This window comes from Rickettsia sp. Tenjiku01, from assembly GCF_001653015.1.
GTDB lineage: Bacteria > Pseudomonadota > Alphaproteobacteria > Rickettsiales > Rickettsiaceae > Rickettsia > Rickettsia rickettsii.
This window is the reverse complement of sequence record NZ_BCMR01000010.1, coordinates 12252-25155: the sequence shown is the minus strand read 5'-3', so window position 1 is coordinate 25155 and position 12904 is coordinate 12252. Positions and strand designations below refer to the sequence as shown.

Below are 12904 nucleotides of genomic sequence, written 5' to 3'. Positions count from 1 at the left end.
GACTTATAATATTTCGCCGGTTAAACTATTAAGTGAAGCCTTAGTAATTTTTACATCAATGATTTTACCAAGTAAAGATTTATTAGGGTTTTGGATATATACGGACTGCATGTATGGAGTTTTACCTATTATCTGGTCGTCGAATTTACCATTGCGATCAAATAGAACTTTCATAGAACTACCAACACAACTTGTATTAAAAGCTAGTTGCTGAGCCATGAGTTCTTGTTGTAATATAGTTAATCTCTCTGATTTTATATGTTCAGGTATTTGGTCAGTTCTAGCTGCACCAGGTGTGCCGGGACGTGGACTATATTTAAACGAATAACACTGACCGTATTTTACTCTACGGACCAAATCTAACGTATCCTCAAAATCTTCATCTGTTTCACCGGGAAACCCGACAATAAAATCAGAGGATAAAACTATATCGGGCCTTGCTTCTCTTAAGCGATTAATTATATCAAAATAATATTCCCGATCATGTTTGCGGTTCATGGCTTTTAATATTTTATTTGAACCTGACTGCACCGGTAGATGTAGAAACGGCATTAATTTAGGTTCGGTGCCATACAGCTTTATTAGATCATCATTCATATCTATCGGGTGTGAGGTGGTATAACGTAATCTCTCTAAATTGGGAATTTGTGCTAGATGTTTGAGTAAATCGGCTAGACTAAATATTTTATCTGCAGGACCTTTACCGTGATATGCATTGACATTTTGTCCAAGTAACATAATTTCTTTAGCACCGCTACTAACTACTTTTAGTGCTTCTCTGTAAACCTGCTCTACATTTCTTGAAAATTCAGCACCTCTAGTATAAGGTACTACGCAGAAAGTACAAAATTTATCGCACCCTTCCTGTACCGATATAAAGGCACTTGTTCCTTGCGGATATAATTGCTCAGGTAGCTGATCAAATTTTGCTTCTTCAACAAAATCAAGATCGATTAAGTGCTTTTCGTGTCTAACGACTTTTGAGATTAATTCCGGTAGGTTATAATAAGATTGCGGACCGACAACAATATCAACATAAGGAGTTCTTGTAAAAATCTCCTCCCCTTCCGCCTGTGCAACACAACCGGCTACAACTATTATTGCAGAACTTAAACCTTGTTTTGTTCTGGTATCTTGTAGTTTCTTAATACGACCGAGTTCAGAATAAGTTTTCTCAGCTGCTTTCTCTCTGATATGACAAGTATTTAGAATAATAACATCTGCTTCTTCAATATTTTCAGTAGGTTCATAGCCAAAGGGATAAAGCAAATCCTGCATCTTAACGGAATCATAAACATTCATCTGACATCCGTAGGTCTTAATATAAAGCTTCTTACTCATAATTTTATATATATATCTTTAAACTAAAAGCCTAGTATACGAAGATCAAATTCAAAAAGAGCGAGGAGTTCATAAGGCAAGATGAGCTGCGTATAACGTAATACGCGAGCACCGAAGCTCTTGTAGAACGACTCAGCCAATTTTTGCAGTTCATCGAATATACTAAAGTTTTATATTATACTATATTTATATCAATCTTTAAACTAAAACCTTGATGGGCATTGCTCAATAACTATAGATATCTTTAAAAGCCCCGTCATTGCGAGGAAAAACTGCAAGTTTTGACGAAGCAATCCAGTTAAAAATGCTACTATTTAGATTTTTATTATTTTTGCTAGATTGCTACGCTCCTTGCAGTCGCTCGCAATGACGACTCGGTATCCACGCAGGTAATGCTGAGTTAGGAATGACACTCAATCCTTACGGATTAATTCTTGCTGTGCAGATTCTTGCGGTGATTTCTTTTAATTTTTCTATTCTTTCAATAAGACAAAGCAGCTGTTCTTTAGTAATTTTATAGTTTTTATCATATCTTGCATCAACATAAGCTTTTTCAAGAAGCTCAAAACACTTTTTTTGTTCTTCGGTTAATTGAAGAAATACACTCCATAATTCATTGTCATAATTTCCTGCCATGCTACCTAGTTCTTGTAAATTATGTAATTTAGGTTTGTAGTTTGAGGAAACTAATAAAATAGTACTGTAAAGACTTTCCGTAGCTTGATGAAGGGTAAAGGCTGATAAAAAGCATACTCCAAATCATAAGTAGTTGCCCCTTTTAAAAAACCTTTACCTCTACCAATCGCTCCAAGATAAATCTTTAGCCTCGCTAATTATAAATTCACCACTATCATATAAAAGAATACCTTCTTTTTTTATATCGGTATAAAAATAACGTCCCTTTTCTAACTCCCTACTTATTTCCTCTATTGACTCTAGAATTATCGATATTCTTGAATCATACGGAATAATTTGCTTAGGGTTTATTATTCCTGTGTTTTCTAATCTTATATATTTATATTATCTTTTAATCTTAAAGCAGTGTATCCTGTATATTTACCTTTTTTCAGAATTATCAAAATATCAGTATCGCTATGATAGCCGTAAGGTAGATCATGTACCCAATCGCCTCTAGCAAAAGAGCCATACAAGATAATCATAGCGATTTTTCCTCTGCAATATCTAAAATCTGCTGCACTATAAAATTAAGCCTTGCTCTAATTTTAAGAGAACGTTCGGGTAAGGTGGTTTTCATTTAAATATCTATACTTTATATTTTTCTGCTTTTAGCTTTTTTATTTCTTCTATTGTAAGCTTAGTATATCGTGCTATTTGCTCTATAGGTTCATTCTCTATTAGCATTTCTTTTGCAGTTTCAATTTTCTCTTTTTCTATGCCCTTCTCCATCCCGGCATTAAACTTTTCTTCAAATTTGTCTATTTCTTGTTATATAGCCATTTCTCACCTCTAAAATAATCATCATGCTCTTGTTCTATCCATTTATATTGCTCTAAACTTGCATATACCGATAACACAATTTCATTTTTAATCTCTTTTAGCGGTTCTTGTTCTTGCGAAGCATATTTTAATAAATACAACCATTCATCGGTATCATCTTTAAGATCATTTTTTTAAACTTCCCTAGTTCAATAAATACATAAGTTAATGAAAACAAATATTATTTATGGGTATTGCTTTCTTTTATATGATGATAACTAATATACGGCAATTCATCAGGCAAAGCTTTTGCTCCTATGATAGAAATTATTACTACCGGCAATAAATCCTTATGTTTCATACCCTTCTTAATTTGACTAACGTAGGTATAACAACCGTAAAACTGCGTTCTATTAAGATAATCTTTCTCCATTTTACGCTGCATCTCGATTATATACCATCTACCGGTTTCATCTTTAACTTTTATATCGAACAAACTTCTTTGCCCTTCAAGAAATACAGGTAACTGTTCAGTAGTTATATAGCTTAAATCTATGATTCTATCTCCTTACGATAACCTAAGAAGAGAGTTCAATAAATTTATTAATTTTACTTTATCGCTAAATAGTTTTTTAAATGCGACATCATTTGTACCGTCTAAATATCTTTGGATAAATAATTATATCTTTGGTAAGTTTTTATACATAGCAAATTAACTTCAGACAGTAAATTACTTTTACAATTTATTATCGGTACTAGGCTTCTTGCATCACCTATCTTATAAAGAGGAACTTGAAGGAAACACGGAACACAGCACTGCAGCGTACATAAAAGTACGTGAGGATGCAAGTACCGGATTGACGTACAAATTTTAGAAGGAGGTTATGCAAGAAGCCTATTAATACCTATCATTATCATCATACACTCCCCAAATTACTTTCTTGGAAATCCAACCTGTGTAATCCTTACATGTAATTTGGCAGAATTGTTCTTTACATTTTTTTAAACTACAACGAACTTTTGGCATTAATTTTGCTATAACTCGGCTTTTAGGGTCTGCGGATTTGGTAAGTGCTATTTCCTTATCAGAAGTAATAACTACTGATCTTTTACCTGATAAAACGCTTGAATGTATCCAACCACCTTCGCCGTTAATATCACGTACTTGCCGCCATTGCTTGTACTCTGCAGTTATTTCTACCGGTTCGCCTTTTTTAACAAAAATCCATTCTACGGCAGATTTAGTAGTTGGTCCGCTCCTTGCATTTACTTCATTAGATTTTATTGAAACAAATCTCGGAATAGGCAATTTTTTATTATCGGCATTAATTGTTGTTGATAATATTACAATAATTAAAGTAATAAGAATTTTAATCATTATCTTCCGCTTCAGATAAAGCATCCTCTTTTTTTGCTATTATATAATTACCAAGCCTAAATTGTACTTTTATTCTATTAATTTCCTGCTCACTAATACCTATATTTTTTAGGACTGTTCCACCTATTTGTAATCCAGTCTCATAACTTTCTGGAATAATAGTTGTGGCACCTAAATCATAAAACTCTCTAGCATTTTTTAAATTTTTTAACTTCACGACAACCGGTATATCCTGATAATTACCACTAATTGTTTTAAGCGATTTCTTGATAGTTACTTGATTATTCATAGTAAGTATTATAGCGAATGCTCGTTCCGTACCTAATGCCTTTAGAGTATCGGCTTGCGATACATCACCTTTAAAAACCGGCAAACCGTTTGATAGCGCTTCTTTTACTCTATCATCATCTAAATCAAGTATTACGTAACTTATACCTTCCGCTTCCAAAACTCTTGCTACCATTTTACCGGTATTACCGAGTCCGGCAATAATAATATGGTTTGTTAAATCTCTTGCCCCAAGCTCAATCATTTGAGTCGGAGTTTTACCAAGTCCTTTATCAACTTTCTCAGCAATCTTTTGCCCTAAAGCTGCAAGTAATGGAGTAAGTGCCATAGTAAAAGTAACTACGAGTAATAATATATCGGCAGTACTTTCTTCTAATACTCCACTATCTTTACCTAAACTGAATAATATAAAACCAAACTCTCCGCCTTGCGATAATAATAAGCCTGAATAAAAAGCAACTCCTTTATTAAAACCGAATAAAATACAAAAAGCCGTTATGATTAAGGTTTTTATACCTATTAAAGCAATAGATAAAGTAAGAATATGAGATATTTTTTCATACATTTCTAGGGCATCGATATTCATACCCACGGTCATGAAAAACAATCCTAAAAATAAACTTTTGAAAGGATAAATACTTTCCTCTGCCTGCAATCTAAATTCAGTTTCTGCAACTAATACTCCAGCAACAAATGCTCCTAGAGCTAAAGATAAACCAAATGTTTCGGTAGCCCAAGCAGCAGAAAGTACTATTAACAAAGTCATCGAAATAGGTAACTCGCTTGCATTATTACTTTCTGATGAAATGAATGAAAATACAGGACGAAGAAAAACACGACCGACAATAAATATTGTAAGTAAGGCCGTTACGGCTTTTAAGAGTGCAATACCAAGAGCCGCTGCAAGCGAGGCTTTATTGTTACCGGCAAGTAACGGAACTATCACAAGCAATGGCACTACGGCCAAATCTTGTAGTAACAGAATAGCTAAAGAAACTCTTCCTATTTGCGTTGATTGACTACGATTTTCCTCAATAACCTGCATAACAAGTGCCGTAGATGAAAGGGCCAGACCACCGCCGGTAATAATAGCCGCACTACTATTGCCGTCTATAAGCACCATTGCACCAGCAATTACTATAGCGGTTGTTAAAACTTGCAAACTACCGAGACCAAATACATATCGTCTCATAGCTTTTAATCGCTCGAAGGATAACTCAAGTCCTATCGCAAATAATAGAAATACTACACCAAGTTCACCTAGTAACTTAGTTTGGTCATATGTTACGATTTTTAAACCGTGATCACCTATTGCAGCTCCGGCAATTAAGTAACCAAGTACCGGACTTAATCTAAGACGCTTAAGTATAGCCACGATAAAAACCGCAGTACCGAGTAAAATTATAACGTTAATAAGAATATGATCGTTCATCTTTTCCAAATTTCTTCTAACTTAAAATGCTCCCGTACTTCAGGATAAAAAATATTAATTAAAATAGTACCTGCATCTATTAGTACCCATTCTGATTTACCAAGCCCCTCAATATTACTATTTATACCAGCATTATTTTTTAATTCTAAAGCTACATATTCAGCAATTGCTCCAACATTTTTAGTCGAACGACCGCTAGCAAATATAATATAATCGGCTAATTTATGTTTTCCTGTTAAATCAATTACCTCAATATCTTCTGCTTTTTTCTCACTTAAACATTCTAAGATAAATAATTTTAATTCTTCAGTTTCTTTTTTCATAATAATTAATAGAATGATATAATAATATTAATTATTATATGCATAAGAGTCGATTTTATCAATGAATGTTTAAAATTCTATAATAAAAATTCATATAAAGCTTTACTTTAAGCAAAAAAACTTTAATTAATACTTAAATTAATATTGATAAAATAATGGCAATATCCGTAGAAGAGTTAGAAAAAATACTTAAAGAATCATTTCCGAACAGTACAGTGAAAATTACTGATTTAGTAGGAGATCAAGACCATTATGCCTTAGAAATATCAGATGTTCAATTTAATGGACTTTCTTTAATTAATCAACATAAATTAGTAAAAAACGCCCTGTCTGAAATATTAAATAAAAAACTACATGCAATTACCATAAAAACTATCGCAGTTCCCGAAAAATAATTACAAATATTAATATGATAATCCTTGTATAAATTCAACTTATTATTTAATTTTATGCAAACAGCTGATTATATAGTAATCCGCTATTCGGTGTGTAATTAAGAATAAGGATTTTAAAATCCTTATTCTTAATTGATGCGGGTTTTTAGAAGTTTACTTTAAATCTTAGCGTACCAGACTGGGCATGGTATTTTTTAGCTAAGTTCAGACTGTAATGCACTCCGTACTCCATTCTACCCTTCTTAATTACTGCACCTGCCCCTAAATCATATAGCATTTTAGTAGGTTTAGGTGCCAGTACCGGAGAGGCTCATTAAGACCGTTAAGAGCTGCAACGATTGCCGGTGTTTTACCTTTGAAATCGTAATTAATAAAGGCATGAATTTGCGGTCTAATTATGAATTCATTCTTATAGTAGGTTGTCTTAATTTCACCGCCGAGTATACCTTCAACCTATGTTATATTGACGTTTCTGAATAGTTAGGTTTTGGAAAGAAGTACCGTATTCCTGATAACCGGAATCTTTAATCTTAGTAAGCCTGATTCCTGCCATCGGTGCAAATGAAGTTTCTTTCCATAGATAATTATAACCCCCAACTACTTGACCGCTATAAGAAGTTGAATGATATTTACCGTGTGCTGTTTCATAACCGCCTATAATATTACGTAGTTCATTAGTTTTAATATCACTTCGTGCATAGGTGGTTACGCCTTCTATAAATAGGTTATTTATAAAGCTATATAAACCGTATATAGAGCCCATATTAGTTCCGACCTTAGTAGTATTGCCTTACCGTAATATAGGCTAGCCCATACCCCGTAAATGGAATTATTAGCTTTACTTTCATCAAGTTCACAATCACCACCTCCAACAGCTACACCTCTCTTACGTGATGTGGCATCTTCTGCTGTAGGATTCGTAGCATTGTTATTTTCATCTTCAAGAGCCTTAATTCTCTCCCTTACTTTTTGATTACCGATACTAGATTATCTTGTGCAGCATTAAAGCCGTCATTCGCTTTAGCACGACTTATTCCGCTACCTGAGCTTCCACCGCTACTTGTACCTGTAGAATTATCTCGGCTACTACCTATAGCAGACATATCGCTACCGGAACTACTTCCCATGCCGTTACTATTATTAGCGGGAGAAACACCTGTTGCTTTAGGATTACAGCTATTACCGTATGGACTACTTCCGCTGTTGGTTACACCGCCTTTAGTTTTACCTCTCAAACTAGAACTGCTCCCTTGTGCTGAAGAGTTACCGCTATTAGCAGGAGCAATACCGGTTGCAGCAGGACTATTATAACTTGAGCCACCGACACCACTCTAACCACTAGAAGCCGTTGATGGACTTTATACATCCGAACCGAAAACTGGACTATTGTAGCTTGAGCCACCTGTTGACGGACTGCTATAACCCGTAGTACTTCCAAAGCTACCGCCTCCTCTAGTTGATAACTGGTTAGCGCCTACGTTTGAGTTGGGAGTCGTTACGACCGAAGCATTCGGACCGTAAGGATTGCCTCCGACATTAGCAGGACCGTTAGGACCAAAACCACCAGTACCAACTGATGGGCTACCGCCGCCTGTACCAATATTACGTCCTGTACCAGGTCCTCTAGGACCAAATCCGCCTGTGCCTGTAACCGGAGTAATCGGAGTATTATATCCTGCCGGATTGCTAGGTGTTACGTCGTAGCCGCCCGGAGTGGTAGGCGGAACATATATATTGTTAACTACACTACCGCTAGTTGGTGGCGGCTGTAGAGGGCTAAAACCTCCAACACTCGGACCGACGGAAGGACCCCATTGGGGTAATAAGCGGAGTAGTTATTCTATGTATTTCATTTGAAGGTCTTTGAATTATAGGTAATAGATGTTCAACGACTTCTCATCTTTGCTCTACAAGGGTATTTACTATAACATTACCAACAGAAGTATTTATTAAAATTTTGATGATATTATCTATTGTTACATCTCCTGTTGATTCTATCGTTAAAAGTACAAAGGAATTACCTGTAATTTGCCATCTGACAAAACCACCTTCATTAGCGGTTACATTAAACGGTAAGCTTACAACATTACCAACTATGATATTACCTCCTGCCTTGGTGATGATAGGATAAGCACTACCTTGCTCAATAGCAAACGGATTATTTTGTGCAGTTAAGAATACTTTAATTGAAGAAACATTTGATAAATCAAAGGTACTACCGCTTGCGAGTACTATATTACCGCTATTAGCGTTGCCTGTTTGCCCTGCATTTATAGTATCATAGAAGACATTTATAGCTCACCGGTAGGAGTAGCAGAGCCTGTATAAGTAACTTTATTATTACCAAGATCGAAAGTTATATTACTTCCTGAGATATTGCCCCCGACATTTACGCTAGTATTATCATAGGTAAACATCATTGTTGCTTGATCGGCAACTTATAGTATATGCTCCTAAATCCGATGCAATAATAAAAGCGGTTTTCTTCGGTGCAAAAGTAATAGCATTAGTGCCTGTTACCACTTTTTGTAACCATACATCATCATCGAATTTATGAATACCGCTGTTAATCGGTGCTTGTACAAGTGCAGCATTAGTGTATTCCGCTGAAGAGTTGCTGCTGCTCCCTTTGAAGTGCTCTGAAACGATTTTTGTCTTGTAATGAAATTTTGTTGTTGCTCTTGGCACTTTAACACCGCCGACCGTGGCTGACGGAATGTCTAAACTTCTACTGTCATAACCGGTAAATACCACTGATTTACCGGCATCAATAGTAATATCTTTAGCATAGGTATCCCCTTTTACCGTGCCTTTATTACTACTGAACTAGTTTAAGGTTTAAATTCTCACCACCTAAATCATCGGTCAAACCATCATTAGCGTTAAATATTGCCGTACCTTGATTATTAGTCTTGGTTGTTATACTCGAGTAAAAATCTTCGCTATCGATTGTGATTTTACTGTCTACACCGTTGAACTGAACGGTTTTAAGGTGATTTGAGTCTGAACCTACCGAACCACTACTGCTAGCTCCAATTGTTAAATCATTTGATATTGCAAGAGTATGGATTTTATTACCTGTGGTCGTAATTGATTCATTTATTATACTTGTATTATTAAGGCTTAAAGTTGCAGACTGAGCAGTAGTAAATGAAATCGAGCCTGTTTTCACGGGAATTGTAACATCACCCCCGTCTATTTGAACTATATCGACCATGCCTTTAGTACCTATACTACCGGAATAAGTAATAGCAGTAAATTCATCAAAAATTACCATGCTCTATCCTCAGGATTTAAAAGCAAAAGGAGAAAAGCTTGATCCTTCAGAAATATCTAAACTATTCGTTGTTCCCTTAAATTTTATGTCGCCACCATTTATTAATATTACATATCCTGCATTAATACCTCCGGTACAATTTAATACATCACCGCTAATAGTTATATCACCAACTTTTGAAGTACTGCTACCTATAGCTCCACTAACGCTACTTGGACCGGTAAACATTAAATCCACAGCTTTACCACCTGTGATGTTAATACCACCGGTTAAATTAGTTGCTTGAGTAAATACTTATTACCCGCGCCGGTTCCTTGGATTTCAGCAATTGACATATTACCGCCGGCGCTAATCGTAACGGTGCTGTTGTCAACACCCACTTTTAACATTGCAAGGTTCGTAATTGTATTCGTTGAGTTTCCGTTACCGTCAACTGTACCTATAGTACCGTTAGTACCTCCGGTACTTGTTATATTACCGGTAATAGCTGATGTTATATTATTTGCTATATCACTAGCAAATATTGCTACGGTACCGGCATTATTTTGGAAATTCATATTACCGTCAATCTTTACAGCCCCAAGCCCACTATTAATAGGACCGGAAGGAGTGGAGAAAAAAACATTTGATCCAAACTTTGATCCTATAGCAACTTTTGCAACGGATACGTCGATATTTGGGGTATTAAGAGCAGTTATTACCAGTATTCCGTGCCCTGTAAGTTGTACTTTACTCACCGGATTTGCTTTTGTTCCGATAGCATACTTATTAGCCATACCATCTATTGTTAACTTGGTATTAGCATTTCTTGCATTTATCTCAACTACACCGGTATTTGGAACAACTGGCTCTATATTACCTGTTAACTCTATAGTACTGTTTTTGCCGCTAGCTACGGTAGTCATTAACTTTAAAACAGATGCGGGATTCACGAATGTAACACCTGGTGCATCTAATGGAAAATCACCGTTTAATGCATCAAGGGCATAAACGGCTGGTCCAACATTAACCTCACCGATATTAATTTTGGCAATCTTAGCCGAGGTAAGTGATGCATCGGCAAAAACCCCGCCAGCAGCAATATTAAGCACTGCAGTATTACTCACATCAAGTCCATTTGTACCTAACGTAGCATTAGTACCAACAACGCCGACATTACCACTAACATTTATAACAGCAAGGAGATTTGCCTTTGTGCCAGAGTTTCATTACCCAAATTACCCTGCAAAGTTAACACATTGTTATTAGGTATAGTACTAGAAGTACTACTTAAATTGACGCTACCGCCTCCACCGGCAAAACCATCGACACTATTCATAAAGGTAACTTGTTGATTTTTGCTAGTAGTTAAACCAAATACGGATTTAGTATTATTCAAATTAATAGCACTTCCTAGCGTTAAAGCCTTGTTAGATACATCTATCGTAAATGCCGCGACTGCATTTCCCTGCCCGATATTAATTGTGTTTACCATACCTATACTTGAATCAGTAGCCGTTAAAGTAGTACCGGTAGTATAAACGTTTAATGTTCCTGTGTTCCCGTTTTTGATTTGGCTGTTAAGTAAATAATCTGCAGGATTTGCTCCCGAAAACTCTAAAACACCGCCATTGGTAAAATCCACGTTACCGCTTGTTGTAAGCGAGTCTTGTAAATTCGCCACAGCATTGTTACCAAGTGTTAAAGAAGTAGCGGATACACTTTTTTGCAAGATAACCGTTTTATTACCTGCTGCATTAACAGTAATTGCTCCAATATTATTTATGACTCCGGTAACGTTACCGCCTCCTAAAAATACTAAATTACTGTTAGTTGCTGCACTACTTATCACTGCTGCTAAAGTACCGGTATCATTAACGTTAACCGTACCTGCAGCCCCTCTAAAATCAGTCTGTCCTGTAATAACTGTTGTGTTACCCGCCAAAAGTTGCATTACCGGTAATATTGCCTGTATATGTTCCTGTTCCGACAGTAACATTACCCGTAGTATTTGTTGTAAGTTGGCCTGCTCCGACCGCAGCATTACTGGTAAAACCACCCGCAGCTGTAGCTACCACACCTGCATTATTTATGGTAAGAGTAGTTGCACTAGATGCTCCGACTATCATAACATTCCCTGCTCCGTTAAGATTCAAAGCCGCAATACCTGTTACAGGTCCAAGCGTAACTACTCCTAAAACATTAACAATGCCGTTAACACCTCCGATACTTGTTACTGCCGCTAAATTACCGCCCGCAGCAAGGTTTACTGTACCGGCATTATTGCCTTGCACATTTAATATATTAACCAGATTTGTAGCTCCTATATTACCGATAACCGTACTATTTATTACTGACAAAATTTAATATATTCACACCTTCTCCTAATTTATTATCTATATTACCACCGGTAGCCCCACCAACATTCTTACCATCAGCGATTGTTACTTGTGCGGCCGTACCGTTAAAATCTATATCAGAAATTATATCTTGCTGAAATCGTACTAACGAGTTCTGCGTAAATTGTACTAATCCTCCCGCGCCGGTATCCAATCCACACCATACGGTGTGTCTACTCCTATATTAATAGGCTGATACTGGTTCCCTATCTGAATAGTTTGGGCAAAGATGGTTCCTGTAATTGTAGCTGAAGTGTAATTTAGAGGAGCTCCTATCCCATTCGGTTAAAAATTTGTTAAGCCTTATTTTCCCTCCTGTTCCATTACCGCTACCTACATTAAGTGCAATTTCTCGGCTACCGGAAGCCACGTGTACTCTTAATTGACCATCTACATCATTTGCTGGAACTAGGTTGAAGCTAGCCACAAATTCTGCAGCATTTGGCGATTCATTACTTACGTCATAAGTAGCATTTTGGCCGCCGAACTTGATACTATTTCTATAGGTTGTATATCCATAACTTCATTAACGTAAAGACCTGCGGCTGGTGAAGTATCAGTAGCAAAATTAAGTAGCTTATTATTTGCAATATTAAAAGTTTTTAATCCAACTTGGATGTTTAAATTGAAAGTCAGTGTCAATCTGTAATGTAAG

21 protein-coding genes and 2 pseudogenes are annotated in these 12904 nt (G+C 36.2%); 3 read left to right on the top strand and 20 right to left on the bottom strand.

From position 1 onward, the window contains the following. Positions 1-3: 3 nt before the first annotated feature. The 6 genes from miaB to TENJIKU01_RS09670 all read right to left on the bottom strand — a co-directional run bounded on the left by miaB (position 4) and on the right by TENJIKU01_RS09670 (position 3319). The gene (gene miaB / locus TENJIKU01_RS03760) at positions 4-1341 is read right to left on the bottom strand and encodes a tRNA (N6-isopentenyl adenosine(37)-C2)-methylthiotransferase MiaB (RefSeq protein WP_064429257.1); all 1338 of its coding nucleotides are present in this window, start codon (positions 1339-1341) and stop codon (positions 4-6) included. Positions 1342-1761: 420 nt separating this feature from the next. Then, positions 1762-2037, bottom strand: a complete 276-nt coding sequence (locus tag TENJIKU01_RS08450; RefSeq protein WP_153019868.1) for a HEPN domain-containing protein — start codon at positions 2035-2037, stop codon at positions 1762-1764. Between the two features lie 311 nt (positions 2038-2348). Beyond that, positions 2349-2501: a hypothetical protein gene (locus TENJIKU01_RS09175; protein ID WP_172795039.1), complete on the bottom strand. Its 153-nt coding sequence runs from the start codon at positions 2499-2501 to the stop codon at positions 2349-2351. Positions 2502-2604: 103 nt separating this feature from the next. Beyond that, positions 2605-2748: a hypothetical protein gene (locus tag TENJIKU01_RS09680; RefSeq protein WP_227779949.1), complete on the bottom strand. Its 144-nt coding sequence runs from the start codon at positions 2746-2748 to the stop codon at positions 2605-2607. 29 nt (positions 2749-2777) lie between these two features. Continuing rightward, entirely contained in the window at positions 2778-2939 is a 162-nt protein-coding gene (locus tag TENJIKU01_RS09675; RefSeq protein WP_227779947.1) for a hypothetical protein, read from the bottom strand. Between the two features lie 80 nt (positions 2940-3019). Beyond that, positions 3020-3319: an Rpn family recombination-promoting nuclease/putative transposase gene (locus TENJIKU01_RS09670; protein ID WP_255374204.1), complete on the bottom strand. Its 300-nt coding sequence runs from the start codon at positions 3317-3319 to the stop codon at positions 3020-3022. Between the two features lie 223 nt (positions 3320-3542). Here TENJIKU01_RS09670 and TENJIKU01_RS09665 point away from each other — a divergent pair. Then, positions 3543-3647: pseudogene (locus TENJIKU01_RS09665) on the top strand (palindromic element RPE1 domain-containing protein); the annotation flags it as partial. A gap of 29 nt (positions 3648-3676) precedes the next feature. On the opposite strand, the gene TENJIKU01_RS03740 reads toward TENJIKU01_RS09665, so the two are convergent. Genes TENJIKU01_RS03740 through rsfS form a run of 3 tightly spaced genes read right to left on the bottom strand, consistent with a single transcriptional unit; the run spans position 3677 to position 6199 of the window. After that, positions 3677-4156, bottom strand: coding sequence for an SH3 domain-containing protein (locus TENJIKU01_RS03740; protein ID WP_064429256.1), 480 nt, complete (start codon positions 4154-4156; stop codon positions 3677-3679). Beyond that, a complete protein-coding gene (locus TENJIKU01_RS03735; RefSeq protein ID WP_064429255.1) occupies positions 4149-5876 on the bottom strand; it encodes a monovalent cation:proton antiporter-2 (CPA2) family protein in 1728 nt (575 codons plus the stop codon). The genes TENJIKU01_RS03740 and TENJIKU01_RS03735 overlap by 8 nt, the downstream gene beginning before the upstream one ends. Then, positions 5873-6199, bottom strand: coding sequence for a ribosome silencing factor (gene rsfS / locus TENJIKU01_RS03730; RefSeq protein ID WP_004997291.1), 327 nt, complete (start codon positions 6197-6199; stop codon positions 5873-5875). Before rsfS ends, TENJIKU01_RS03735 begins: the two co-directional genes overlap by 4 nt. 155 nt (positions 6200-6354) lie before the next feature. Here rsfS and TENJIKU01_RS03725 point away from each other — a divergent pair, with 155 nt between their 5' ends. Then, positions 6355-6594: a BolA/IbaG family iron-sulfur metabolism protein gene (locus tag TENJIKU01_RS03725; protein ID WP_064429254.1), complete on the top strand. Its 240-nt coding sequence runs from the start codon at positions 6355-6357 to the stop codon at positions 6592-6594. 448 nt (positions 6595-7042) lie between these two features. Here TENJIKU01_RS03725 and TENJIKU01_RS09660 read toward each other — a convergent pair. Then, positions 7043-7363, bottom strand: a pseudogene (locus TENJIKU01_RS09660) (autotransporter outer membrane beta-barrel domain-containing protein); the annotation flags it as partial. 193 nt (positions 7364-7556) lie between these two features. After that, positions 7557-7829, bottom strand: a complete 273-nt coding sequence (locus tag TENJIKU01_RS08910; protein ID WP_172795036.1) for a hypothetical protein — start codon at positions 7827-7829, stop codon at positions 7557-7559. A gap of 289 nt (positions 7830-8118) precedes the next feature. On the opposite strand from TENJIKU01_RS08910, the gene TENJIKU01_RS03710 reads away from it, so the two are divergent. Beyond that, entirely contained in the window at positions 8119-8298 is a 180-nt protein-coding gene (locus TENJIKU01_RS03710) for a hypothetical protein (protein WP_064429252.1), read from the top strand. Between the two features lie 587 nt (positions 8299-8885). On the opposite strand, the gene TENJIKU01_RS10210 is transcribed toward TENJIKU01_RS03710, so the two are convergent. From TENJIKU01_RS10210 to TENJIKU01_RS09645, 9 genes are all read right to left on the bottom strand, one after another. After that, positions 8886-9014, bottom strand: coding sequence for a hypothetical protein (locus TENJIKU01_RS10210; protein ID WP_255374199.1), 129 nt, complete (start codon positions 9012-9014; stop codon positions 8886-8888). Further along, a complete protein-coding gene (locus TENJIKU01_RS03700; protein ID WP_227779944.1) occupies positions 8998-9348 on the bottom strand; it encodes a hypothetical protein in 351 nt (116 codons plus the stop codon). The genes TENJIKU01_RS10210 and TENJIKU01_RS03700 overlap by 17 nt, the downstream gene beginning before the upstream one ends. Before the next feature lie 64 nt (positions 9349-9412). Then, positions 9413-9871, bottom strand: a complete 459-nt coding sequence (locus TENJIKU01_RS03695; RefSeq protein WP_172795035.1) for a hypothetical protein — start codon at positions 9869-9871, stop codon at positions 9413-9415. Positions 9872-9880: 9 nt separating this feature from the next. Further along, positions 9881-10099: a hypothetical protein gene (locus TENJIKU01_RS07525; RefSeq protein WP_227779963.1), complete on the bottom strand. Its 219-nt coding sequence runs from the start codon at positions 10097-10099 to the stop codon at positions 9881-9883. Positions 10100-10140: 41 nt separating this feature from the next. Then, entirely contained in the window at positions 10141-10977 is an 837-nt protein-coding gene (locus tag TENJIKU01_RS09655) for a hypothetical protein (protein WP_227779942.1), read from the bottom strand. Between the two features lie 62 nt (positions 10978-11039). After that, positions 11040-11849, bottom strand: coding sequence for a hypothetical protein (locus tag TENJIKU01_RS09650; protein WP_227779940.1), 810 nt, complete (start codon positions 11847-11849; stop codon positions 11040-11042). Beyond that, entirely contained in the window at positions 11785-12210 is a 426-nt protein-coding gene (locus TENJIKU01_RS03670; RefSeq protein WP_064429250.1) for a hypothetical protein, read from the bottom strand. Before TENJIKU01_RS03670 ends, TENJIKU01_RS09650 begins: the two co-directional genes overlap by 65 nt. Then, positions 12194-12403, bottom strand: coding sequence for a hypothetical protein (locus TENJIKU01_RS03665; RefSeq protein WP_064429249.1), 210 nt, complete (start codon positions 12401-12403; stop codon positions 12194-12196). Before TENJIKU01_RS03665 ends, TENJIKU01_RS03670 begins: the two co-directional genes overlap by 17 nt. A 302-nt stretch (positions 12404-12705) precedes the next feature. Beyond that, positions 12706-12891 (bottom strand): hypothetical protein, encoded by a 186-nt coding sequence (locus TENJIKU01_RS09645; protein ID WP_227779939.1) that lies wholly within the window; start codon positions 12889-12891, stop codon positions 12706-12708. Positions 12892-12904 lie beyond the last annotated feature (13 nt).

Bases quoted from the DNA above. Each gene is read 5' to 3' on its own strand.
- miaB (WP_064429257.1), bottom strand. From the start codon at position 1,341: ATGAGTAAGAAGCTTTATATTAAGACCTACGGATGTCAGATGAATGTT.
- TENJIKU01_RS09175 (WP_172795039.1), bottom strand. From the start codon at position 2,501: ATGATTATCTTGTATGGCTCTTTTGCTAGAGGCGATTGGGTACATGAT.
- TENJIKU01_RS09680 (WP_227779949.1), bottom strand. From the start codon at position 2,748: ATGGAGAAGGGCATAGAAAAAGAGAAAATTGAAACTGCAAAAGAAATG.
- TENJIKU01_RS03740 (WP_064429256.1), bottom strand. From the start codon at position 4,156: ATGATTAAAATTCTTATTACTTTAATTATTGTAATATTATCAACAACA.
- TENJIKU01_RS03735 (WP_064429255.1), bottom strand. From the start codon at position 5,876: ATGAACGATCATATTCTTATTAACGTTATAATTTTACTCGGTACTGCG.
- rsfS (WP_004997291.1), bottom strand. From the start codon at position 6,199: ATGAAAAAAGAAACTGAAGAATTAAAATTATTTATCTTAGAATGTTTA.
- TENJIKU01_RS03725 (WP_064429254.1), top strand. From the start codon at position 6,355: ATGGCAATATCCGTAGAAGAGTTAGAAAAAATACTTAAAGAATCATTT.
- TENJIKU01_RS10210 (WP_255374199.1), bottom strand. From the start codon at position 9,014: ATGATGTTTACCTATGATAATACTAGCGTAAATGTCGGGGGCAATATC.
- TENJIKU01_RS03695 (WP_172795035.1), bottom strand. From the start codon at position 9,871: ATGGTAATTTTTGATGAATTTACTGCTATTACTTATTCCGGTAGTATA.
- TENJIKU01_RS07525 (WP_227779963.1), bottom strand. From the start codon at position 10,099: ATGTTTACCGGTCCAAGTAGCGTTAGTGGAGCTATAGGTAGCAGTACT.
- TENJIKU01_RS09650 (WP_227779940.1), bottom strand. From the start codon at position 11,849: ATGTTACTGTCGGAACAGGAACATATACAGGCAATATTACCGGTAATG.